Origin of the sequence: Maribacter sp. 2-571 (assembly GCF_050589625.1) — a bacterium.
Taxonomy (GTDB): domain Bacteria; phylum Bacteroidota; class Bacteroidia; order Flavobacteriales; family Flavobacteriaceae; genus Pelagihabitans.
This window is the reverse complement of the sequence record NZ_JBNGOP010000030.1, coordinates 18,206-41,182: the sequence shown is the minus strand read 5'-3', so window position 1 is coordinate 41,182 and position 22,977 is coordinate 18,206. Positions and strand designations below refer to the sequence as shown.

Annotated in this window: 17 protein-coding genes and 1 riboswitch; of the genes, 14 read left to right on the top strand and 3 right to left on the bottom strand. The window is 44.2% G+C overall.

Features of this window, described 5'->3' with window-relative positions; translation table 11 throughout:
* The first annotated feature begins 63 nt into the window (after nucleotides 1–63).
* The 3 genes from ACRD7P_RS17720 to ACRD7P_RS17710 all read left to right on the top strand — a co-directional run bounded on the left by ACRD7P_RS17720 (nucleotide 64) and on the right by ACRD7P_RS17710 (nucleotide 5,907).
* Complete coding sequence (locus tag ACRD7P_RS17720; protein WP_430909020.1) at nucleotides 64–2,559, top strand: DUF5686 family protein; 2,496 nt, start codon at nucleotides 64–66, stop codon at nucleotides 2,557–2,559.
* A gap of 329 nt (nucleotides 2,560–2,888) precedes the next feature.
* Nucleotides 2,889–3,416, top strand: a complete 528-nt coding sequence (locus ACRD7P_RS17715) for an inorganic diphosphatase (RefSeq protein WP_430909019.1) — start codon at nucleotides 2,889–2,891, stop codon at nucleotides 3,414–3,416.
* 109 nt (nucleotides 3,417–3,525) lie between these two features.
* Nucleotides 3,526–5,907 (top strand): sodium-translocating pyrophosphatase, encoded by a 2,382-nt coding sequence (locus ACRD7P_RS17710; protein WP_430909018.1) that lies wholly within the window; start codon nucleotides 3,526–3,528, stop codon nucleotides 5,905–5,907.
* An 82-nt stretch (nucleotides 5,908–5,989) separates the two neighbouring features.
* On the opposite strand, the gene ACRD7P_RS17705 is transcribed toward ACRD7P_RS17710, so the two are convergent.
* Nucleotides 5,990–6,694: an energy transducer TonB gene (locus tag ACRD7P_RS17705; RefSeq protein ID WP_430909017.1), complete on the bottom strand. Its 705-nt coding sequence runs from the start codon at nucleotides 6,692–6,694 to the stop codon at nucleotides 5,990–5,992.
* Between the two features lie 315 nt (nucleotides 6,695–7,009).
* Between ACRD7P_RS17705 and ACRD7P_RS17700 the strand changes: the two genes are divergently transcribed.
* Entirely contained in the window at nucleotides 7,010–8,008 is a 999-nt protein-coding gene (locus ACRD7P_RS17700; protein ID WP_430909016.1) for an App1 family protein, read from the top strand.
* 38 nt (nucleotides 8,009–8,046) lie between these two features.
* Here the strand turns inward: ACRD7P_RS17700 and ACRD7P_RS17695 are convergent, their stop codons facing one another.
* Nucleotides 8,047–8,661, bottom strand: a complete 615-nt coding sequence (locus ACRD7P_RS17695; protein ID WP_430909015.1) for a deoxynucleoside kinase — start codon at nucleotides 8,659–8,661, stop codon at nucleotides 8,047–8,049.
* 705 nt (nucleotides 8,662–9,366) lie between these two features.
* Here ACRD7P_RS17695 and metK point away from each other — a divergent pair.
* From metK to ACRD7P_RS17670, 5 genes are all read left to right on the top strand, one after another.
* Entirely contained in the window at nucleotides 9,367–10,623 is a 1,257-nt protein-coding gene (gene metK / locus ACRD7P_RS17690; protein WP_430909014.1) for a methionine adenosyltransferase, read from the top strand.
* Nucleotides 10,624–10,698: 75 nt separating this feature from the next.
* A riboswitch (SAM riboswitch) is annotated at nucleotides 10,699–10,828 on the top strand.
* A 186-nt stretch (nucleotides 10,829–11,014) separates the two neighbouring features.
* The gene (locus tag ACRD7P_RS17685) at nucleotides 11,015–12,307 is read left to right on the top strand and encodes an O-acetylhomoserine aminocarboxypropyltransferase/cysteine synthase family protein (RefSeq protein WP_430909013.1); all 1,293 of its coding nucleotides are present in this window, start codon (nucleotides 11,015–11,017) and stop codon (nucleotides 12,305–12,307) included.
* A 74-nt stretch (nucleotides 12,308–12,381) separates the two neighbouring features.
* On the top strand, nucleotides 12,382–15,768 hold the full coding sequence (gene thrA, locus ACRD7P_RS17680) for a bifunctional aspartate kinase/homoserine dehydrogenase I (protein WP_430909012.1): 3,387 nt from the start codon (nucleotides 12,382–12,384) through the stop codon (nucleotides 15,766–15,768).
* 154 nt (nucleotides 15,769–15,922) lie between these two features.
* Nucleotides 15,923–16,225, top strand: a complete 303-nt coding sequence (locus ACRD7P_RS17675) for a GIY-YIG nuclease family protein (protein WP_430909011.1) — start codon at nucleotides 15,923–15,925, stop codon at nucleotides 16,223–16,225.
* A gap of 242 nt (nucleotides 16,226–16,467) precedes the next feature.
* Nucleotides 16,468–17,631: a trans-sulfuration enzyme family protein gene (locus tag ACRD7P_RS17670; RefSeq protein WP_430909010.1), complete on the top strand. Its 1,164-nt coding sequence runs from the start codon at nucleotides 16,468–16,470 to the stop codon at nucleotides 17,629–17,631.
* Between the two features lie 135 nt (nucleotides 17,632–17,766).
* On the opposite strand, the gene ACRD7P_RS17665 is transcribed toward ACRD7P_RS17670, so the two are convergent.
* Nucleotides 17,767–18,300: a hypothetical protein gene (locus tag ACRD7P_RS17665; protein WP_430909009.1), complete on the bottom strand. Its 534-nt coding sequence runs from the start codon at nucleotides 18,298–18,300 to the stop codon at nucleotides 17,767–17,769.
* A 275-nt stretch (nucleotides 18,301–18,575) separates the two neighbouring features.
* Between ACRD7P_RS17665 and ACRD7P_RS17660 the strand changes: the two genes are divergently transcribed.
* From ACRD7P_RS17660 to ACRD7P_RS17640, 5 genes are all read left to right on the top strand, one after another.
* Entirely contained in the window at nucleotides 18,576–18,983 is a 408-nt protein-coding gene (locus ACRD7P_RS17660; RefSeq protein ID WP_430909047.1) for an RrF2 family transcriptional regulator, read from the top strand.
* A 708-nt stretch (nucleotides 18,984–19,691) separates the two neighbouring features.
* Entirely contained in the window at nucleotides 19,692–19,964 is a 273-nt protein-coding gene (locus ACRD7P_RS17655) for a DUF2061 domain-containing protein (protein ID WP_430909008.1), read from the top strand.
* Between the two features lies 1 nt (nucleotide 19,965).
* Nucleotides 19,966–20,589 (top strand): phosphoadenosine phosphosulfate reductase family protein, encoded by a 624-nt coding sequence (locus ACRD7P_RS17650; RefSeq protein WP_430909007.1) that lies wholly within the window; start codon nucleotides 19,966–19,968, stop codon nucleotides 20,587–20,589.
* 61 nt (nucleotides 20,590–20,650) lie between these two features.
* Nucleotides 20,651–21,547 (top strand): sulfate adenylyltransferase subunit CysD, encoded by an 897-nt coding sequence (gene cysD, locus ACRD7P_RS17645; protein ID WP_430909006.1) that lies wholly within the window; start codon nucleotides 20,651–20,653, stop codon nucleotides 21,545–21,547.
* Nucleotides 21,548–21,668: 121 nt separating this feature from the next.
* Complete coding sequence (locus ACRD7P_RS17640) at nucleotides 21,669–22,916, top strand: sulfate adenylyltransferase subunit 1 (RefSeq protein WP_430909005.1); 1,248 nt, start codon at nucleotides 21,669–21,671, stop codon at nucleotides 22,914–22,916.
* Nucleotides 22,917–22,977 lie beyond the last annotated feature (61 nt).

Sequence of the window (22,977 nt, the reverse complement as noted above, 5' to 3'; positions counted from 1 at the left end):
ATGGAAACTTAAAATCCGTGGCATACGCTTTGATAGCAATAGGTCGAGAATCGAATGAACCGCATGAAAAATTTTCTTTTACCGATCCTTCTTTTTTACACCGCCTTTGCAATGGCCCAGACCAAGGTCGGTGGTATGGTGGTGGACGAGTTCGATAATCCAGTGGCTTTTGCCAATGTCATCTTTAAGGACTCCTACGAAGGAACCATAACCAATGATGATGGCCGATTTTATATGGAATCGGATGCCACCCATAAGACCCTGATCATTTCCTTTATCGGTTATGAGGATTTGGAAATACCGTTGACCTCCAAGGTTACCTATAACATGCAGGTTCGTTTAAAGGAGTCCAGTGAGCAGTTAAAGGAAGTGATCGTATTTAGCGGAAAGCAGTCGAAAAAAAATAACCCTGCTGTCGATATCCTCAAAAAAATATGGGCCAAGAAAAGACAGAACGGGATACGGCAATTTAAGCAGTATGCCTATGATAAGTACGAGAAAGTAGAATTTGACCTGAATACTATAGACAGCGCCCTCATGCAGCGCAAAATTTTTAAGGGGCTCGAATTCGTTTTTCAGGATCTGGATACCTCCCGCATCACCGGTAAAACCTATTTGCCCATCTTTTTGAACGAAACCTTTAGCAAGGTGCACGGCGACAATGTGTTGAAGGCCGAAAAAGAACAGATATTAGGGAATAAAAATTCAGGGTTCGATAACAATCAGGCCATTATCGCCTTTGTAGACGATCTGTACCAGGATTATGATGTGTACGACAACTACCTAAAGTTTTTCGATAAAAGTTTTACCAGTCCATTATCCCGAACTGGGGTCGATACCTACAATTACGCCTTGCGGGATAGTGCTTTCATCGACAACAAGTGGTGCTATAACATTGTTTATTATCCTCGAAGAAAGAACGAATTGACCTTCAAGGGCGATTTTTGGGTAAACGATTCTACCTACGCCATAAAAAACATCAACCTAGAGGTTACCAAAAGTGCCAACATCAACTGGGTGAAGGAAATTTACATCGAGCAGGAGTTTGATGTGGTGAACGACTCGGTATTTCTGTTGAAACGCGACTATATGTTGAGCGACTTCAGTTTTCAGAAAAAAGAAAAGTCCCGAGGGGTATACGGAAAACGGACCACCGTGTATAACGATTACCGTTTCGACGAAGAGAAGCCAAAAGAGTTTTATCGTGAAGATCGGAACGCCTTTGATCCTTCCGTAATGAACAAGGACAGTACGTTTTGGGCACAAAACCGTTTGGAAAACCTAAATAAGGATGAAAAGGGAATATACCAATTGCTCGATACCCTGAAAACCGTTCCCAAATTCAAGTCATACTACAATCTGGTCAGTATTTTGGGTTCCGGCTATGTAGAGATCGATAAATGGAACATGGATATCGGTAGCGTATACGATGTTTTTGGCTTTAACGATGCCGAAGGCCCAAGAGTCCGATTGGGGGCACGTACCTATTTTGACGAGAACGATCCTTGGCGGCTCGAAGGCTATATGGCCTATGGTTTTAGCGATAAAAAATTCAAACATGGTATTTCCGGTAAGTTCTTGCTCGACAAGAGAAGCCGGTTGATCGTTTCGGCAGGCCACCGAAGGGATATTGAACAATTGGGAGTCAGCCTTACCGCCACCAACGATGTTTTGGGAAGGAGTATCGCCTCATCGGCCGTACTTACGGTCGGTGCCAATAACCGACTGACCAATATTAACCTGAGTGCGTTCTCCTTGGAAATGGAACCCCTAACGAACTTTCGCTTTCGTTTAGGCTCCACCTATCGCGAACTGCGCTCGGCCTTGCCCGAAGATTTTAGTTTGGACTATATCGATCCGGATATCGGTACGGGAACCGCATCCGAAATAAAACAGTTGGACGTGAATGCCGTAGTGATATACACACCCGGTAAAAAAACGATTGGGTATGGGGTGGAACGCCGCGATATCAATGATACCTACAGTACGCTATTGTTGAATTATACCAGAGGGGTAGAAGGGCCCTTGGGCAGCGATTTCAATTACAATAAGCTACAATTTTCCTATAGCCAGCCCTGGCAGGTAGGCGGTTTTGGTAGATTGTTCAGTACCATTGAATTGGGCAAAACCTTTGGCGATGTTCCTTTGGGGCTTTTAAACGTAATCCCCGGGAATCAGACGCTGTTTTCCAACTATGGTACCTTTGCCAATATGGATTTTTATGAATTCGTCACCGATACATATGCTGCCCTGCATTTGGAACATAATTTTAATGGACGCCTTTTTTCGCGGATTCCCTTTTTGCGAAAACTGAATCTTAGGGAAATTGTTGGGCTTCGCGGTGTTTGGGGGGATCTCTCCGATAGCAACATCGCATTGAACGCGCCCACGAACATTCCATTGATAGCACCTAACGAAACGATTTATTACGAATACTCCTTGGGTATTGGTAATATTTTTAAGGTTTTTAGAATCGATTTTAACTTTCGGGGCAATTATTTGGACAGTCCCAATGCCAGGCCCTTTGCGGTTACCGGCACCTTCGGATTCAATTTTTAACGTTTCATACCAGAAATGGTATCATAAGTCCGTGTAAAGAATACAGTGAAGTAGCTTACCCCGTTGGAAGGATTAAAGCTCAAAATTTGATAGGATGTTGGGCAATTTCCAACTTTTTCGACCGTTTCGAAGATAATCATAAAATACACTAACTGAATTCGTTTAAACTTTTTCCATTTGCTAAAAAATTGCCCTTTTTCGTCTGTTTTTTGCCTTTTTTTCCTTCCGTAGCCCTGCTATGCAACTCAAAAAAGTCTTCAAATGACCAAAAAATGACTAATTTTCGCTTTAACGCAAAAAGTTTAAACGAGTTCACTAAATAGATACGAATGAGTGAAAAGAAAAACGTCGTTTTCGATGTGCTGATCGAAATACCGAAAGGCAGTCGTAACAAATATGAGTACGATTTTACCTTGCATAAGATCCGTTTCGATAGAACCCTATTTTCATCGATGATGTATCCGGGCGATTATGGTTTTGTACCGGAGACCCTAGCGTTGGATAAAGATCCTTTGGATGTTTTGGTTATGGGTACCGAACCTACCTACCCCATGGTGGTCATGGAGGTAAAGCCGATCGGGGTGTTCCATATGACCGATGAAAAGGGACCGGACGAAAAAATCATCTGTGTTCCCGTATCCGATCCCATTTGGAGCAAAAGAAGCGATATTGCCGATATCAACCCGCACCGCTTGAAGGAAATCGAACACTTTTTTCAAGTGTACAAAGACCTGGAAAAGAAAAAGGTCGACGTTGGCGGTTGGGGCAATGCCGAAGAAGCCATCAAAATATACCATCAATGTGTGGAGCGCTACGACCTCAGCGAGCACAAAAAAAAGCGTACTTTCACGATATAGAAAACACCACCGACCGAGCCACTTTTCCCTAAGAAAGTGGCTTTTTTTATTCTGTTCCTTTTTCTTACTTTAGCAGCCGTTAAAAAAAATATAAAACAACTGTACTAAAATGGAATTAATTGTAAAATTTTTACCGGTTTTCGGTGTCTTGGCACTGCTATTCGTATTTGTAAAGAATATGTGGGTCGGCAAACAAGAGGTCGGCGACGCCAAAATGGCGCGTATAGCAAAAAACATTGCTGATGGTGCCATGTCCTTCCTAAAAGCGGAATACAAGATCCTCTCGATTTTTGTTGTGGCGGTAGCCATATTATTGTTTTTTAAGGGGAGTAATGAAACAGGTTCTAACGGCATGGTCGCCGTATCCTTCGTAGTAGGCGCCATTTGTTCCGCGCTTGCCGGATTTATAGGAATGCGTGTTGCTACCAAAGCCAACGTGCGTACAACACAAGCCGCAAGGACTTCTTTGGGCAAGGCCTTGGAAGTCGCCTTCGCCGGTGGAGCCGTAATGGGCCTTGGGGTTGTAGGGCTTGGAGTGCTTGGACTAAGCGGTTTATTTATGGTCTACAGCGGTCAAGGCTGGCAAATCGGGGAAGTATTGAACGTGCTTTCCGGTTTTTCCTTGGGAGCCTCCTCCATTGCATTGTTTGCTAGAGTTGGTGGCGGTATTTATACCAAGGCTGCCGATGTCGGTGCCGATTTGGTAGGAAAGGTAGAAGCGGGTATTCCCGAAGATCACCCTTTGAACCCTGCCACGATCGCCGATAATGTTGGGGATAATGTTGGGGATGTTGCCGGTATGGGAGCAGATCTTTTTGAATCGTATGTAGGGTCTATTATAGGTACCATGGTTTTGGGCGCGTCTTTTGCGCAGATACCTGCTTTTGGTAATGCATTTGACGGTTTGGGAGCTGTTTACTTACCGTTGGTACTGGCCGCAGTTGGTATCATCATGTCCATCATAGGAACCTTTTTTGTAAAAGTAAAGGATGGTGGTAACCCACAGACTGCCTTAAACATTGGGGAATTCGGTTCGGCCGGTCTTATGTTGGTCGCCTCTTATTTCATAATTACGATGATGCTTCCGGAGACCTGGTCTTTTGGAACTGTTGAATATACCTCAATGGGTGTTTTTTACGCGGTAATTGCCGGTTTGGTCGCTGGTTTGGCCGTTGGTAAGGTAACGGAATATTATACCGGTACCGGAACAAAACCGGTAAACTCCATTGTACGTCAATCGGAGACCGGAGCGGCAACAACGATTATTGCCGGACTCGGCGTAGGGATGATGTCGACCATGTTTCCTATTCTTTTGATTGCAGCGGCTATTTTAGTATCCCATCATTTTGCAGGGCTTTACGGAATTGCCATTGCTGCGGTCGGGATGTTGGCCAACACCGGTATTCAATTGGCCGTTGATGCATACGGACCTATTTCGGACAACGCTGGAGGTATCGCCGAAATGGCGGAGTTGCCGAGCGAGGTACGGGAGCGTACCGATAAGCTGGATGCGGTAGGAAATACCACCGCGGCCATCGGTAAAGGATTTGCAATCGCTTCGGCCGCATTAACGGCCTTGGCATTGTTCGCGGCATTCATGCAGACCGCAAATGTAACGGCTATCGATGTTTCCAAACCTACGGTAATGGCAGGTTTGTTGGTGGGTGGTATGTTGCCCTTCGTTTTTTCCGCGCTTTCTATGAACGCGGTAGGGCGTGCGGCCATGGCCATGATCGAGGAAGTAAGAAGACAGTTTAGGGATATCCCACAGTTAAAAGCGGCATTGGAAGTAATGCGCGCAGTGGATTCCGATATGTCCAAAGCATCTGCCGAGCAACGGGCTATTTTTGACGCTGCCGACGGTGTTGCGGAATACGATAAATGTGTGGCGATCTCAACCCAGGCATCTATTAAGGAAATGGTGTTGCCGGGCTTATTGGCAATTGCCGTACCGGTTGCCGTAGGCTTTCTTGGAGGTGCTGAAATGCTTGGAGGTCTTTTGGCCGGTGTTACCACTTGTGGGGTGCTTATGGCCATCTTCCAATCCAATGCGGGAGGTGCTTGGGACAACGCCAAAAAAATGATCGAAGAGCAGGGAAGAAAAGGTACCGATGCCCATAAGGCCGCGGTCGTTGGGGATACCGTTGGTGATCCGTTCAAGGATACTTCTGGACCTTCCCTGAATATCCTTTTAAAATTGATGTCGGTAGTGGCTTTGGTCATCGCACCGAGTATTGCGCTTAGCGTGGAAGGAATGGCTTTCGATGCGGATAACAACGAAAACACCATTGAAATGATTGCGGATGATGCTACCGATGCACTTGCAACGGCTACGGTAAACTACACGAATGTTATAGCTGGTGAAGCCGTTGCGGCCGAAAAAACGATTACCGGAACGCAGGCAGACGTTAAGTCACAATTGCTCGCTTTTGAAGAAGTGGTCAATAATGACCCTAAGCTGACCATTGAAACGGTGGATATTCAGAAGTAATACAAAAACTCCAGACGAGTTTATAAGAGAAAAAAGGGATGCAACTTCAAGTTGCATCCCTTTTTTGTTTTGGAACAAGGTGTTATTGTAATACAAAGGTTATTGGAATACTAAAAGGTACCTTTACCGCTCTTCCACGTTGTTTGCCAGGCGTCATTTTTGGTAGTTTGTCAATGATGCGTGCCGCTTCTTTTTCGAGATTTTTGTTAGGTCCTCTCATGCGAACATTACCTATGCTACCATCTTTTTGGATAACAAAAATTACACTTACTCTTCCTTGTATACCCATTTCTTTTTCTAACTCTGGGTATTGAAAGTTCTTTTGAATGTGCTTGGCAATCATTCCTTCAAAACATGCTTTTTTATCGTTTACTTTTTCACAACCAGGAAAAATAGGAACGTTTTCAACGGCAATAAAAGGTATTTCGTCAGGTTCTTCGATTTCAACGACGTCTAGGTCTTCATATTTCACTTCTTCTTCCGGATCCAGTTCGGTCGTGTCGATCAAGGTCTCCGTTATATCCGCATCGTCCTCTTCAATGGTAATTTCATCTGGGATAACCGGAGCTGGGGGCGGTGGAGGCGGCGGGGTTTTAAATTCCATAAAAGGTACTTCTTCCCACAAATCGTCGGCAACGTTCAGCCCTACCGTATCATAGGTGGTGGTTTCGTACGTTTTCCATTCCAGGGCAATATAGGCCAAGGCCATTACCAATACCAAACCGGTAATGAAGAATAGCCCCCTGTTTCGGTTCAAATCTGCTTTTGGGTTCTTTTTTTGTTCCATTTCTCTTTAAGTTATGAGCCTTTTGGGCTCGGTTTCACAATTGTTCGAAAAAGCCGGCCATCTGTCTAGAATCAATGACCTGTTTTTAGGTGTGGTATTGGCTGTCAAGATAAATGTAGGGCGTTCTTAGGCTTTTTTAAACCAGGAATGAGGGAACGCCCCGTTTGAATGAGCGAATGCTCCCGGAGCAACTAAGGTGGCCGGGGTAGATAGTCTCCAACAGCATATGATCACTTCTTTTTGATCGTTTTGAATGCCCTTGCCCTAGAAATAGGGATACCTTTTCAAAGTTAAAAATGGTATTATCTTTAACCTATGGGAATTTTCGGGAAACAAGACGAGCTACAGATCATCGCTTTTCAGACCTACGGCACCGACAAACACCTTTATGCTCGCGGTCGGGCCTTGGAAGATGAGGAAATCGACCTGGTGGAAAAAGGATGGTATGGCATTTTAAGAAATACCTACAAGCGGTTCGAAACCGATGAAATAAAAAATACTACGCTCAAATTGACCTTGGCGGACGGAAGGACCGTTACCGGGCGTACCGACAACCACGGCTACTATTTGCTGGATGCTTCGATAGCTAATTTGGCGGAACTGACCAATTCGGAAGGCTGGTTGCCCTACGAAATGGCGTATGCCGATGCCAAACTAAAAAGAACGATAAAGCACGAAAACCGTTTTCCCGGGGAAATGCTGATCCCCTCCAAGAAAGCCGACTTTGGAGTGATCAGTGATATTGACGATACTATTTTACACACCGGGGTGGCGTCGTTTTTAAAATGGAAGGCCCTGTATAATACATTTTTTAAAAATGCCTCCATCCGATTGCCATTGAAAGGAGCTGCAGCGTTTTACCATCAGCTGCATCGAGGGGTCAGCGGAAACAACGCCAATCCTATTTTTTACGTAAGCAATAGTCCGTGGAACCTATACCGTTATTTGGAGTTCTTTCTAACAAAGAACACCTTTCCCAAGGGACCTATTTTATTACGAAGTATGGCGGCCACCCTTGGGAATAGAAAAACCGAACAGCCCCATAAGACCCACGAGATAGAAAATATCCTGACCACATATCCCGAACTTCGATTTGTTTTGATAGGGGATAGCGGTGAACACGATGCCGATATTTATAAAGCGATCAACGAGCGGTATCCCGATCGGATATTAGCCATTTATTTAAGGGATGTCGGGCACCGTAAACGTATGGCACGCATACGAAAAATGTTCGAAGGGTATCATACACCGGTCTCTTTTGTGGAAAATAGCGATCAGGCCATCACCCATGCCAAAAAACTAGGGCTTATTTAAACAAGTAAATTTTCCGGGGTAGCTACGTCTAAAACGTATTAAAAAAGGCCGTTGATTTCAGCATCGATCCTATTGATGATGGTTCCCAAATCTTCGGGGTTATCCACAAAATCAAGGTCATCGACATCCACCACTAGCAAGTTTCCCTTCTCATAGGTGTGTACCCAAGCTTCGTACCGTTCGTTCAGTCGGCTCAAATAGTCGATGGATATGGTATTCTCGTACTCCCTTCCACGTTTATGGATCTGCTTTACCAAATTGGGGATAGAGCTCCGGAGGTAGATCAACAGTTCCGGCGGTTGCACCAAACTCTCCATCAGTTCGAACAGGCTTTTATAGTTGGTAAAGTCCCTATTGGTCATGAGGCCCATGGCATGAAGGTTTGGGGCAAAAATAAAAGCGTCCTCATAGATGGTGCGGTCCTGGATGACATTTTTGCCACTTTCCCGAATCGCTAGAATTTGGCGATACCGATGATTTAAAAAATAGATTTGAAGGTTAAAGCTCCATCGCTCCATCTGATTGTAAAAATCGTCCAGATAAGGGTTGTCGACAACTTCTTCAAAGTGGGCTTCCCATTTGTAATGTTTCGCCAATAACTTGGTCAAAGTTGTTTTTCCGGCGCCAATATTTCCTGCAACTGCAATGTGCATTTCCGCTTTTTTTAAAGTTTGGTGGTTTGGTAAAGAGAATAAAACACAATATACGAAGTATATCGAGTTTGGGAAAAAATAAGCCGGGAAATACCAATAAAATTCACATTGCCCCAAAAGGAACCGTCCGTTGTTGAAACTGATGCCAATAGGCCAAAGTTCCTATGGTGGTAAGGGGCAAAATGAAAAAATACTATAGCCGTTTTACGAAAGAAGTTGGGCTTTGGGATAAACCGGAATAACGGTTTTGTCGAAAGCGGTAGTTGTTTCGTTTCCTTGATAGGTTCCTTACTGGATTTTTATAGAAAATCCGGTTGCAAAGGAGAGCCAACAAAAGTATTTTACACCATTTTAACTTTGAAATAATACTAATAAATGGTTTCTTTTTCCCGTATTCTTCGTTAAAAAAAATAACCGTAGCTACGGCTATGCTTAGGTTTTTCGCCTTGAATACCGAAAAAATAATCCAATTTCTATACGTACCATTTCAAAGTTAAAATGGTATTAGTATTTTTGTGCACACAAACAAAGAGGAAGGATTTGACTGATTGCAACCTCTGAGGACCTTAAAAAGTTCTTGTTCACAATTGAACACTTGCCCGCAAGAGGCAGGTAAAAATGCTAAAGCAGTTGGCCGGTAGGAATAGTAACCGGTTTTCTTCTTCAAAGCCAATACGTCAAATCCTTTCCGTCAAAATATTATTTATGTCTTATTTATTTACCTCTGAATCTGTAAGTGAGGGGCACCCGGACAAGGTGGCCGATCAGATAAGTGATGCGTTGTTGGATAACTTTTTGGCCTTTGATCCGGAAAGCAAGGTAGCCTGCGAAACTTTGGTTACAACAGGGCAAGTAGTATTGGCCGGAGAGGTTAAGAGTGGGACGTATTTGGACGTTCAGGATATTGCCCGCCAGGTAATAAATAAGATTGGCTACACCAAAGGCGCCTATCAGTTCAGTGGCGATTCCTGTGGTGTTATTTCGCTGATACACGAACAATCCCAGGACATCAACCAAGGTGTCGATCGTGGCAAAAAAGAGGAGCAGGGTGCCGGCGATCAGGGAATGATGTTCGGTTACGCCACAAAGGAAACCGCTAACTACATGCCGCTTGCCTTGGATATCTCCCATAAAATACTACAGGTGTTGGCCGATTTACGAAAAGCGGGAGACGAGATTGACTACTTAAGGCCCGATGCCAAATCGCAGGTAACCATAGAATATTCCGATAAAAATGCCCCACAACGCATCGATACGATCGTAGTATCCACCCAACACGATGATTTTGATGAAAGTGATGAAAAAATGTTGGCGCGTATAAAAAAGGATATTGTAGAAATACTGATTCCTAAAGTAAAAGAACAATTGCCCGAAAATATTCAAGCGTTGTTCGATGATCAGATTACCTATCATATCAATCCCACGGGCAAGTTCGTAATTGGAGGACCTCATGGGGATACCGGTTTAACGGGAAGAAAAATTATTGTGGACACTTATGGCGGAAAAGGAGCACATGGTGGCGGGGCCTTTAGTGGAAAAGACCCCAGTAAGGTAGATCGTAGTGCGGCATACGCCGCACGCCACGTGGCCAAAAATTTAGTGGCCGCCGGGGTTTCCAATGAAATTTTGGTACAGGTCAGTTACGCAATCGGTGTTGTAGAACCAACATCCATTTTTGTGGATACCTATGGTACCGCGAACGTAGCGTTTACCGATGGGGAAATCGCCCGTAAAGTAGCGCAATTGTTCGATATGCGACCTTTTGCCATAGAAAAACGGTTGAAACTCAGAAACCCGATATATTTGGAATCTGCGGCCTACGGTCATATGGGGAAAACGCCTCGGACGGTAACCAAAGTTTTTGAATCCCCCTACAGCGGACGTGTGGAAAAGGAGGTAGAGCTGTTCACCTGGGAGAAATTGGACATGGTAGAAAAGGTCAAAAACGCATTTAACTGCTAAGTTTTCCGAAAAAATGGGGGATTTTTAAATTCCCCATTTTATATTTGCAACCACAACGTTCAAACACGTATTGAATAGTTATCAAGAAAGGTGGAGGGAATAGACCCTTTGAAACCTTAGCAACCCTTGTCTCCCATAGGCAAGAAGGTGCTAAATTCTATCTTTAATGTCGTATTCGTTAAAAACGGATTGGAGTACATAAAGAGTAGATAACCCTATGAAAATTACCTTCGGTAGCTTTTCACTTTCTTATAGCTTTTTGATTTTACCGTTTCGCAGGTCCGCGATGATGGGTTTGACCGATATCATCTGTAATGCTGTCATTTAAAAAAGGGACAGTGTATTTTTAAGAACCGGTATCCTAAGTATTGGGGTACATAAAGTAAAAGTCATGAGTGATCACAAATTAGCGACAAACGCCCTACATGCAGGGCACGACACCACACAAACCAGTGGAACAAGGGCCGTGCCTATTTTTCAATCGACATCTTACGTGTTCAATAACACGGATCATGCGGCAAACCTATTTTCCCTTGCGGAACTTGGATTCATTTATACGCGTTTGAACAACCCTACCAATCAAATTTTACAGGAGCGTTTGGCCGCGATAGAAGGTGGCGTCGGTGCGGTGGTATTTGCATCGGGAACGGCAGCCATTGCTACAGGTTTGATGACCTTGTTAAGGGCCGGTGATCATATTGTGGCCTCTAGCAGTTTGTATGGCGGAACCTTCAATTTATTGAACGTTACCCTACCCCGATTGGGCATTACCACCACCTTTGTAGATCCCGACGATCCGACCAATTTTGGAAAGGCGGTTCAGGACAATACCAGGGCCATTTTTGTGGAATCGCTTGGAAATCCAAAATTGGATGTACTGGACCTAAAGGCCATTTCAAAAGAGGCCAAGGCCGCTCAGGTTCCCTTTATTGTGGACAACACCGTAGCAACACCGGGCTTGCTGAACCCCATTGAACATGGTGCCAATTTGGTAATACATTCGTTGACCAAATATATTAACGGGAATGGTACCGCTCTTGGCGGTGCGATCATAGATGCTGGAACTTTTGACTGGCAGAATGGGAAATTTCCGGAGTTCACCGAACCTTCGGCAGGATATCACGGTCTGGTATACAGCGAGGCCTTGGGTGCCGCGGCGTTTACCTTTAAACTGATATTGGAAGGCCTTCGCGATTTCGGTGGCGCTATGAGTCCGTTCAATGCCTTTCAGATCATTCAAGGATTGGAAACGCTTCCGATTCGGATCAAACAACACAGTGAAAACGCATTGGCTTTGGCCGAATGGTTACAGGCAAGGTCTGAGGTGGCATGGGTAAATTACCCTGGCCTGAAGGGAAGCAAGTATTTTGACTTGGCGCAAGAATACCTTCCAAAGGGACAGAGCGGCTTGGTCACCTTTGGCGTAAAAGGTGGTTTTGAAGCTGCAAAACAATTGACGGATGCCACCAAGGTGTTCTCCCTGCTCGCCAATATTGGGGACACCAAATCGTTGATCATACATCCGGCCAGTACCACACATCAACAGTTGGACGATGCCGCCCAAGAATCGACCGGTGTTACCAAGGACCTGATACGGCTGTCGGTCGGTCTGGAGGATATCGAAGACCTAAAGGCCGATTTGGAAGCTGCGTTCGCCGCAATAGACAAGTCCGTTTTGGCCTAATGCATATGGCGCCTAAATGCCCAAAACGTTTAGGTGCCCAATTTTTAACACGCTAAGGACCAATACTCGATCCCATGCTGCACCATTTAAAAATACCGGAGTATCGTACCCAAAATGGTACGGTACGGGACATTGCCCTGTCATACCAACTTTTTGGTAAAGCGCTCCACACCGCGCCCATCGTTCTGGTCAACCATGCCTTGACCGGAAACTCCAATGTTACGGGTGACGACGGTTGGTGGTCCGAATTGATCGGGCAGGGAAAGTGTATTGATACCGATACCTATACCATACTGTCGTTCAACATTCCCGGAAACGGATACGATAAATTCACGATCGATAATTACAAGGATTTTGTGGCGGCGGATATGGCGCAAATTTTTCTGATCGGACTCGGTCAGCTTGCGGTTTCAAAATTGTTCGCGATAATAGGCGGTTCCTTGGGAGGTGGTATCGCTTGGGAAATGGCGGCGCTAGATCCGCAAATTACGGAACACCTGATTCCTGTTGCATCCGATTGGAAATCGACGGATTGGTTGATCGCCAACTGTCAAATTCAGGAGCAGTTTTTGGTAAACTCCAAAAAACCGGTACACGATGCCAGAATGCATGCCATGTTGTGCTATCGTACCCCGGAATCGTTCAAAGAGCGATTTAAACGTAGTACGAACGAAGAACTTAAGGTGTTCAACGTGGAAAGTTGGTTGATGCACCACGGACAAAAACTACAGGAAAGGTTTCAGCTGTCGGCCTACAAGCTCATGAACCAACTGTTAAAGACCATTGATGTGACCCGGAACGGCGAACAGCATTTTTTGAACCTTCAGAACAGCAATACCAATATCCATATTATCGGAGTCGATTCCGATTTGTTTTTTACTGCGAAAGAGAACAAGGATACGTTTAAGCAATTGGCCCAGGCCAATAGCAATGTTACCTATGGGGAGGTACATTCCCTACACGGCCATGATGCGTTTTTGATCGAGTTCGATCAAATGGAAAAGTTGTTGTACCCCGTTTTTAACGATCCGGGCATGACAAAAAAAGTCAAGGTCCTAAAATTCGGCGGCAAATCCCTAAGTAATGGTGAGGGGCTGGAACGGGTTTTGGAGATTGTCAAAACAAAAGTAGCGCAGGGCGAACATATCGCCATAGTATTGTCCGCCAGGGAGAAGGCTACCGATCAACTGGAACGAATATTGGACAAGGCGGCCAAAGGCGAAAACTATATTGCAGCTTTTGAGGCGTTCGAAAAGTATCAACAACACACCTTTTCAAATGTAAGCTTGAGTTCGGAGTTCAAGGCATTGGCCCAACTTTTTGAGGGCGTTTCCCTGTTGGGGGATTATAGCCTTAAAATTAAGGATGAGGTATTGGCCTATGGGGAGCTGATCTCCGCAAAATTGATTGCCAAACTCCTGATAGGAAAAGGTGTTGAAGCGTTGTTTTTGGATACGCGGCAGCTCATTGTTACCGACGCCAACTTTGGAAATGCCAAGGTATTGGAAGAGGCTTCCAAGGAGCGGGTGTTGCAGCGGTTCGCAAGGCTTCCCAAAGGTACGGTTCCCGTTGTTACGGGCTTTATCGCCGCAACCGAAAATGGGGAAACGACTACCCTTGGCCGAAACGGCAGTAACTATTCGGCAGCACTTTTGGCCAACTTCCTTGGGGCAGAGGAGCTACAAAATTATACCCATGTAGATGGCATATATACCGCAAATCCCGATTTGGTGCCAGAGGCGAAGCGTATTGCGAACCTTTCATACGGCGAGGCGAACGAGCTTGCCAATTTTGGGGCGACCATTTTACATGCCAAGACCATTATTCCGTTAATAGAACGCAATATTCCGCTGCGCATCCTTAATACCTATAACGGCGATACCGAAGGAACCCTGATCAGTGCAAAATCGAGCAAGGAGGGAATCAAGTCGCTTTCCGTGATCGAGGATGTTGCCCTGGTCAATTTGGAGGGTAGGGGACTACTGGGAAAAGTAGGCATCGATGCCCGTATTTTTAAAACCTTGGAAACGCACAACATCAGTGTCAGCATCATTTCCCAAGGTTCCTCCGAAAGGGGTATTGGCCTGGTGGTAGAACAAAGTAGGGCACAAGATGCCAAAAGAGCATTGGAAAATGAGTTTACCACGGACTTTAAATCCAAGGATATTAATACCATCACCGTTATCGATGCCGTTTCGGTAATCTCAATTGTAGGCCAGGATTTGAGCACATTTCACAAGCCGTACAACGCCTTGATCAAAAATCAGGTGGTACCGTTACTCTTCAACAATACCGTTTCCGGAAAGAACGTGAGTTTGGTGGTTAAAAAGGCCGATATGAACAAGGCCCTCAATGTAATGCACGGTCAAATTTTTGGAATCAGTAAAAAAGTAAACTTGGCCATTTTTGGTCATGGAAACGTTGGCGGCACCCTTATCGATCAGATTTTAAAATCGGCCAAGACCATCGAGAAAAGAAAGGGAATCGATTTAAATGTTTTTGCGGTCGCCAATTCTCGAAAGATACTTCTAAAGCAAAAAGACGCGGGCAAAAACTGGAAATCGGAGATACGAACAAAGGGAATAGCGCACGATGTTTCCGCCGTTTTTCGGTTTGCCAAACAACATCATCTTGAAAACTTGATTGCCGTCGATAACACGGCGAATGTGGATTTTGTTGCGCATTACTTTGATTTTGTTGAAAATGGTTTCGATCTGGTGTCCTCCAATAAGATTGCGAATACCTTAGGTTTCGACTACTATCAGTTATTGCGGGAAGAGCTTGCCCAGCATCAAAAGCAGTATCTGTACGAAACTAATGTAGGCGCCGGTCTGCCGTTGATCGATACCATAAAGTTATTGCACCTGTCAGGAGAGAACATTACCCGGATCAAAGGTGTTTTTTCCGGCTCCTTGAGTTATATTTTCAACACATTTTCAGAGCAGGACGCGCCGTTTTCGGTTATTTTAAAGGAGGCAATGGAAAAAGGGTTTACGGAACCGGATGCGCGGGAAGACCTTTCTGGAAACGATGTGGGCCGAAAATTGTTGATATTGGCCCGAGAGTTGGATCTGAAAAATGAATTTACGGATATCGAAATTGAAAATTTGATTCCCGTTGGCTTGCGCGAGGGTGGCGTTGATACGTTCATACAAAACCTGAACGTGCTGGACACTACTTTTAGCGAGGTGAAAAAAAATCAGAAAGAAGGCCATGTGTTACGCTATATCGGGGACCTGCACGGAAACCTGCAAAAGGAAAAGGGGCTGTTGGACGTAAAACTGGTTTCGGTGCCAAAAGAAAGTGCTCTGGGTCAGGTAAAAGGTTCCGACTCCATAATTGAGATCTATACGGAGTCGTATGGGGAACACCCATTGGTAATCCAAGGAGCCGGTGCCGGTGCCGCGGTTACCGCCCGTGGCGTTTTTGGCGATATACTCAGAATTGCCGAAAAAGGATGACCTCGACTCCGCTCGGTTACCGGGATTTGGAGCCGGTGGGTTTAAAGAAGTTCGTTATAGTATTGTCGGCCTAGTGGGTGAGTTTATAAAAGGATGTTTCAATAATTAGTGGCTGAGCGGAGCCGAAGCCAAAGATAATCACATGATAGGTTTTATGTACATTCTAGAATGTTCTGACGGAAGTTATTACACCGGTAGCACGAAAGATTTGGAAGCTAGAATAATACAGCATCAGGAGGGTAAAGGTGCTAGTCATACTAGAAAGAGACTTCCGGTTAAATTGGTTTATGTAGAACAGTATAATAGCATAGCGAGGGCGTTTTACAGGGAAAAGCAAATACAGGGATGGTCTAGAGCTAAGAAAGAAGCCCTGATAAATGGTGAAATCGATTCTCTGAATGGATTGGCGGAATGCAAAAATGAAACACATTATAGATTTTATAAGGAAAACGATTGATTTCCATGTAGTAATGCAAACTTTAAGTCATAATTGGTATTACAAGAAGGGTTGCCTTCGGCTCCGCTCGGTTGCCATGGTTGCAGGGCAGTTGCATTTACATCAAAAGTGTTCCGGTATCGGTGGCTGAGCGGAGTCGAAGCCACAGGAATCGATGAACAAAACCAAAGACAAAATAAATGAACACAGCTATTTGATAGCCTTTTGATATTGAACACTAGAAAATAGCACGAAACAATAGCATGAATAACAAATTTGAAACAGACGCGATACGCACCCAGATTGAACGCAGTCAATTTTTGGAACACTCGGTACCCATGTACTTGACCTCTAGCTTTGTTTTTGATGATGCAGAGGATATGAGAGCTTCTTTTGCCGAAGAAAAAGAACGGAATATTTATTCCCGATACTCGAATCCAAATTCGTCGGAGTTTGTTGAAAAAGTATGTAAAATGGAGGGCGCCGAGGACGGCTTTGCGTTTGCCTCCGGTATGGCCGCGGTTTTTTCGACCTTTGCGGCACTTTTGAACAGTGGGGACCACATTTTGTCGGCACGCAGTATTTTCGGCTCTACCCATTCGTTGTTCACCAATTTTTTTCCCAAGTGGAATATCGACCATTCCTATTTTCGGATCGATGCCTTGGAGGAAATCGATAATCTGGTTACCAAAAACACCAAGGTGATCTATGCCGAGTCGCCGACCAACCCTGGGGTGGATATTTTGGATTTGGAAAAGTTGGGGGAAATCGCAAAGAAGCATAATCTTATCCTGATCATCGATAATTGTTTTGCTTCCCCATACTTACAACAACCTATAAAGTTTGGTGCCGATTTGGTCATTCATTCGGGAACCAAGTTGATGGATGGTCAAGGTAGGGTACTGGCGGGTGTGACGGTGGGGAGCAAAGAACTCATTGATACCATTTATCGGTTTTCGCGTATCACCGGACCCGCATTGTCGCCGTTTAATGCATGGGTACTTTCCAAGAGTTTGGAAACGCTGGCGGTACGCGTGGATCGGCATTGTGAAAACGCATTGAAATTGGCGGAGTTTTTAGAGGGGCACGAGGGCATCAATTGGGTGCGCTATCCTTTTTTAAAATCACACCCCAAATATGCCATCGCCAAAAAACAGATGAAGGCAGGCGGATGCGTGGTTGCTTTTGAAGTAAAGGGCGGTATAGCGGCCGGCCAACATTTTTTCAACGCCATTCGGCTGTTGTCCCTGTCCGCAAATTTGGGCGATTCCCGTACTATAGTCACACATCCGGCATCTACAACACATAGCAAACTATCTCCCGAAGAACGCCTGTCAGTCGGTATTACCGATGGTATGGTTCGCGTTTCCGTCGGTTTGGAACATATTGACGATATTATAAACGATATCGATCAAGCTCTGTCCTAGAGAACCACGATATTTTTATGCTGATTTGCCCTTAAAATGAACGAGTTGGAATGGCTCATTTTAAGGTAGAAATGGTAATAATGGTGGTAGTGATGCCATCGCAAATGGAAATCGACCATTAGAGCTACATTCGCATTAGCGTTCCAAAGTGATGGTAAGTTTCCCTTCTGTGGTTATTTTTCCTCCGTTGGCCTCAAGGGATTCGTTATAGTCCATGGTCATCACAATTTTGTTTTCCGTTTGTTCCATTACTTTGGCCAAAATCTCTTTTTCCTCGGTGATAAAAACAATATCGCCATCCCGTATTTCCCAAGCAGTAGATTCAAACAAACTATATGCGGGTGCTTCCTGGGTGTATTCTTGTCCTAATAAGGTAGTGATGAGCACTACCGTATACGACCCATTGCTTACCGCTGTTTGCGGGTCCATGTTAAAAGCAAAGGTCATGTCGTAATCTTTTCCGTAAGAGGTGTATTGTTGGGTGATCCGTTGGCCTTCGGCTTCGGTGATGGACAATCCATCGGCAACCTCATAGCCAACAACGTTCCATGTTCCGAGAAGTTCGGTCGTGTCAAGTCCGTTATCTAAAGGGCCCGGTTCATTGGTTTCTTTTTCACAGGAAGCCAACAGCCCTGTTATTAGGAATAGTACAAGCGATAGTTTTTTCATGATAATTAAAATTTGGGTTTTTCGAGAACGGGTCAGCATTACAAAAGGTATTTCGGGAGGTATTTTTTCGACAAAATGCACTGAACTGCATACGTTAGGTTGTTTGGTAAATGGTTTGGGGAATGCTCCTTTTTTTGATTCATGCGAGCCGGCTAGAAGCGCATTTTGATCGTTTATGCAGGAGTGGTCGTTTTACGGGTAGAGGAGCGGTAGCTAGGGTTATCGTCCCTAAGGTGTTGGTTTCAGGGAACGGTTTTATTCGCTATCTTCGTTCAATGCTCTCCAAAAAAACCAAATATGGCCTGAAAGCCATTACGTATCTGGCTGCCCAAAAAGGGAATCAACCCGTGCAGATTTCGGAGATTGCGAAGCATGAAAATATCTCACAAAAGTTTTTGGAGAGTATTTTGTTATCCTTGCGCAAAACCGGTTTTTTAGGTTCAAAAAAAGGAAAGGGCGGGGGATACTACCTCATCAAAGATCCCCAGGAAATACTGCTTACCGATGTCATGAGAATTTTGGAGGGACCAATAGCAATGGTACCTTGTGTAAGTCTCAACTTTTACGAAAAGTGTGAGGATTGTCCCGATGAAAGCAGTTGTTCCGTTCATAAATTAATGTTGCAAGTACGCGATAGTGCTTTGGACGTATACCGTAATAATACCTTGGCGGATTTGATTTAAGATTTTGGTATTCAGTAGTTAGTTGCAGTTCGCAGTCGTTAGTGGTGAGTAAAAAGTAATTGGTAACAAGTGGTTAGCGGTAATTCTTCATGATTTGAGTTTGAACTTGACACTCGAACTTGAACTTGTCTTTTATCCTTGTTCCTTCAGCGCAGCGATCTTTTTTCAATTAGCAATGAACAATTAGCAATTAACAGTGGTTAGTGGTTAGTAAAAAATAATTAGTGACGTATTCTTCTAATTTTGGATTTGACGTTTGAGTTTGAGTTTGAGTTTGAGTTTGAGCTTGAACTTGACACTTGAGTTTGTCTTTTATCCTTGTTCCTTCAGCGCAGCGGTCTTTTTTCAATTAGCAATGAACAATTAGCAATAAACAATGAGTGGTTAGTAAAAAATGATTTGTGGCGTATTCTTCTAATTTTGGATTTGGATCTGAATTTGAGTTTGAGTTTGAGTTTGAGTTTGAACTTGACACTTGCCCTTATACTTACTTTCTCTATTTTCTTTCGTCTTTTAAAGCACCTATTTTAAGTCTTTTCACGAAAAATGCTGAAAAATTCGCAGCGATTCGGCTCTTTTTTTATTAATCTACTAAATCGATAGGGTAAAAGTAATTTTTGAAGTTTTTTAACGTACTACTTAGTAGAATAAAAGTAAGTTTGTTTATCCTATTAAATTTATAGGGTAATAAGATTTAAACTGAATTCCATGATTGTAGACCAACTTGTTCTTGATAAAAAGCCTTCGAAAAGCAACTATGATTCGGACAAGAACTCGGAAAGACCAATTCGCAGTATTGCCAAGGCCGTAAGCTGGAGGGTAATCGGCACTTTGGATACGTTGGTGATTTCCTATCTGTTGACGGGAAAAGTAGCTTTGGCCGCTTCCATTGCCAGTATCGATTTTGTGACCAAAATGATTTTATACTTTTTTCATGAGCGTATTTGGAACACCATAAACTGGGGAAAACAAAAAAAATAATATGGCACTTACACAAAAAGATATAACCGCCTTGAATGCTCGATTTAGGGATGCTGCACCTCAAGAAGTAATTTCATGGGCTATCGATCAGGCCCAAAAAGCGGTGGTGACGACAAACTTTCGCCCCTATGAAGTGGTGATATTACAGGCGGTCACTAAAGTAAAACAAGACATTCCCGTAATATGGTGCGATACGGGGTACAATACGCCGAACACTTACCGGCATGCAGAGGAGCTGATACGTACTTTGGAACTAAATGTAGATTTATACGTTCCCAAACAGACTTCGGCACACCGTGATGTAGTTATGGGAATTCCCGCTATTGACGATCCACGGCACGCCGTGTTTACGGAGCAGGTTAAACTTGAACCTTTCAATCGTGCCATGGAGTCGCACAAGCCCGATGTGTGGTTTACCAACCTAAGAAAAGGACAGACCGCCCTACGAGATTCATTGGATATTTTGAGCTTGGGAAAAAACGGTGTTTTAAAAGTAAGTCCGTTTTACCATTGGAACGATACTGAATTGGATGCTTATTTGGAGGAGCACAACCTTCCGAACGAACATACGTATTTCGATCCCACCAAAGTATTGGAGAACCGGGAATGCGGTTTGCATACCTAAAGGAAGAATAACGACCAACCCTTTACGGGGCTTTAAATAGAAACGAATTAGAATTTAAATAATGGATACAGCACATATTAATCCTTTAGAAAACGAAGCCATTTACATTTTTAGGGAAGTGGCGGCCCAGTTCGAACGTCCCGTTCTTTTGTTTTCAGGGGGGAAAGATTCGATTACCTTGGTGCGCTTGGCGCAAAAAGCATTCTGGCCCGCGAAGATTCCTTTTCCATTAATGCATATCGATACCGGACACAACTTTCCGGAAACCATTGAGTTCAGGGACCGATTGGTGAAAGAATTGGGGCTGGAACTTATTGTGCGAAACGTACAGGATTCCATTGATCAGGGTAAGGTAAAGGAAGAGTCGGGGCGCTATTCCAGCAGAAACTCGTTACAGACGACCACCTTGTTGGATGCCATTGAAGAATTTAAATTCGACGCCTGTATCGGTGGTGCCCGTCGCGACGAGGAGAAGGCACGAGCCAAAGAACGTATTTTTTCGGTACGGGACGACTTTGGACAATGGGACGAAAAAAATCAACGTCCGGAACTTTTTGATATGTTGAACGGACAAATTGAATTGGGGCAGAACGTTCGAGTGTTTCCAATTTCCAATTGGACAGAATTGGATGTTTGGTCCTATATCGAAAAAGAAAATATTGAAATACCCTCGATTTATTTTGCACACAAACGCAAAGTGTTCTTAAGGGACGGACTTATTTGGTCGCATTCCGATTATGTATATCAGGAAGAAGATGAAGAAGTGCTGGAGCGCATGGTGCGTTTTCGTACCGTTGGGGATATGAGCTGCACAGCGGCAGTTTTTTCGGAGGCCAAGGATATTGCTTCCGTAGTTCAGGAAATTCGAGAATCGACCATATCGGAACGAGGCGCAAGGATTGATGACAAACGTTCCGAGGCCGCAATGGAAAAAAGAAAACAACAAGGGTACTTTTAGAGCGTACCAAGTACCAAGTATCAAGCACAAGGTATGACGTGGATAAAAGAATAAAGGTTTTAACAAGACATTCTTTATAACACCTACGTAACATACGATTAAATAGCACAAAATACAGCACATGGAAGTTTTAAAAATAGCAACGGCAGGGAGTGTAGATGATGGTAAAAGTACCCTGATCGGCAGAATACTGTACGATACCAAATCGTTGACGACCGATAAGTTGGAGGCCATAGAAAAGACCAGTAAGAAAAACGGATACGATTATCTCGATTTTTCTTTGGCTACGGACGGCCTTGTTGCGGAAAGGGAGCAGGGCATTACCATTGATGTAGCACATATTTACTTTTCTACTGCGAACAAGAGCTATATCATTGCCGATACTCCCGGTCACGTAGAGTATACCCGTAATATGGTAACCGGCGCCTCCACATCGCAGGCGGCCATAATTTTGATCGACGCCCGAAAAGGTGTTATCGAACAGACCAACCGTCATTTTTTTATCAACAACCTGCTGCGCATCAAAGATGTCGTAGTGGCTATCAACAAGATGGATCTGGTAGATTATTCGGAAGAGCGCTACAACGAAATCAAGGCAGATTTTGAACAGCTTATGGACAAAAGGGAATATCGTGATCAGAAAATTACGTTTATTCCGGTAAGTGCCTTAAAAGGTGACAATGTCGTCAATATATCGGAACGTACGCCATGGTATTCCGGTACCACGCTTTTGGAGCACTTTGAAACGTTGGACCGTAAGGACATCTTCAATGTAGGTACACCGCGGTTTCCGGTACAGTACGTCATCCGCCCAAAAACGGATGCGCACCATGATTTTCGGGGATTTGCCGGTAAGGTATATGGAGGGGAACTGAGCGTTGGGGACGAGGTCGTGGCACTTCCTTCACAAACCCGATCAAAAATTAAGGATATCTATTTCCATGATAAAAAATACCAGACCGCTGCAAGGCGCTCTTCGGTGACCATAACCTTGGAAGACGAAATTAACCTAAGTAGAGGGGATATGTTGGTAAAGGTGAACGATTTGCCAACCATTGAGAAGCGGTTTACCGCTACGGTTTCCTGGATGGATTCGCAGCAACTCACCGTTGGTAACAAGTACATTATACAACATGGGGTCAACAAGGTATTGGCCAAAATAGACAAGGTGCACCATAAGATCGAACCAGATTATTCCGGAGTTGACACCGAAGTGGATTCGTTGGGAATGAACGATATCGCGGAAGTAAGTTTTCAACTGAACAAGCCCATATATTATGACAAGTTCAAGGACCATAGGACCAATGGATCTTTTATTTTGATCGATCCAAATTCGAACAGTACGGTAGGGGCAGGTTTTATAAGTTAGGGAGCATAAGGGTTTCAAATAGCGAGGGGACACGGCGATAGCTGTTGCGGATTCCTTGAAT

Bases quoted from the DNA above. Each gene is read 5' to 3' on its own strand.
- ACRD7P_RS17695 (WP_430909015.1), bottom strand. From the start codon at position 8,661: ATGCACATTGCAGTTGCAGGAAATATTGGCGCCGGAAAAACAACTTTG.
- ACRD7P_RS17710 (WP_430909018.1), top strand. From the start codon at position 3,526: ATGGAATTAATTGTAAAATTTTTACCGGTTTTCGGTGTCTTGGCACTG.
- ACRD7P_RS17675 (WP_430909011.1), top strand. From the start codon at position 15,923: ATGTACATTCTAGAATGTTCTGACGGAAGTTATTACACCGGTAGCACG.
- ACRD7P_RS17650 (WP_430909007.1), top strand. From the start codon at position 19,966: ATGGCACTTACACAAAAAGATATAACCGCCTTGAATGCTCGATTTAGG.
- ACRD7P_RS17665 (WP_430909009.1), bottom strand. From the start codon at position 18,300: ATGAAAAAACTATCGCTTGTACTATTCCTAATAACAGGGCTGTTGGCT.
- ACRD7P_RS17640 (WP_430909005.1), top strand. From the start codon at position 21,669: ATGGAAGTTTTAAAAATAGCAACGGCAGGGAGTGTAGATGATGGTAAA.
- ACRD7P_RS17685 (WP_430909013.1), top strand. From the start codon at position 11,015: ATGAGTGATCACAAATTAGCGACAAACGCCCTACATGCAGGGCACGAC.
- ACRD7P_RS17715 (WP_430909019.1), top strand. From the start codon at position 2,889: ATGAGTGAAAAGAAAAACGTCGTTTTCGATGTGCTGATCGAAATACCG.
- ACRD7P_RS17705 (WP_430909017.1), bottom strand. From the start codon at position 6,694: ATGGAACAAAAAAAGAACCCAAAAGCAGATTTGAACCGAAACAGGGGG.
- ACRD7P_RS17700 (WP_430909016.1), top strand. From the start codon at position 7,010: ATGGGAATTTTCGGGAAACAAGACGAGCTACAGATCATCGCTTTTCAG.
- ACRD7P_RS17660 (WP_430909047.1), top strand. From the start codon at position 18,576: ATGCTCTCCAAAAAAACCAAATATGGCCTGAAAGCCATTACGTATCTG.
- thrA (WP_430909012.1), top strand. From the start codon at position 12,382: ATGCTGCACCATTTAAAAATACCGGAGTATCGTACCCAAAATGGTACG.
- ACRD7P_RS17720 (WP_430909020.1), top strand. From the start codon at position 64: ATGAAAAATTTTCTTTTACCGATCCTTCTTTTTTACACCGCCTTTGCA.
- ACRD7P_RS17670 (WP_430909010.1), top strand. From the start codon at position 16,468: ATGAATAACAAATTTGAAACAGACGCGATACGCACCCAGATTGAACGC.
- ACRD7P_RS17655 (WP_430909008.1), top strand. From the start codon at position 19,692: ATGATTGTAGACCAACTTGTTCTTGATAAAAAGCCTTCGAAAAGCAAC.
- cysD (WP_430909006.1), top strand. From the start codon at position 20,651: ATGGATACAGCACATATTAATCCTTTAGAAAACGAAGCCATTTACATT.
- metK (WP_430909014.1), top strand. From the start codon at position 9,367: ATGTCTTATTTATTTACCTCTGAATCTGTAAGTGAGGGGCACCCGGAC.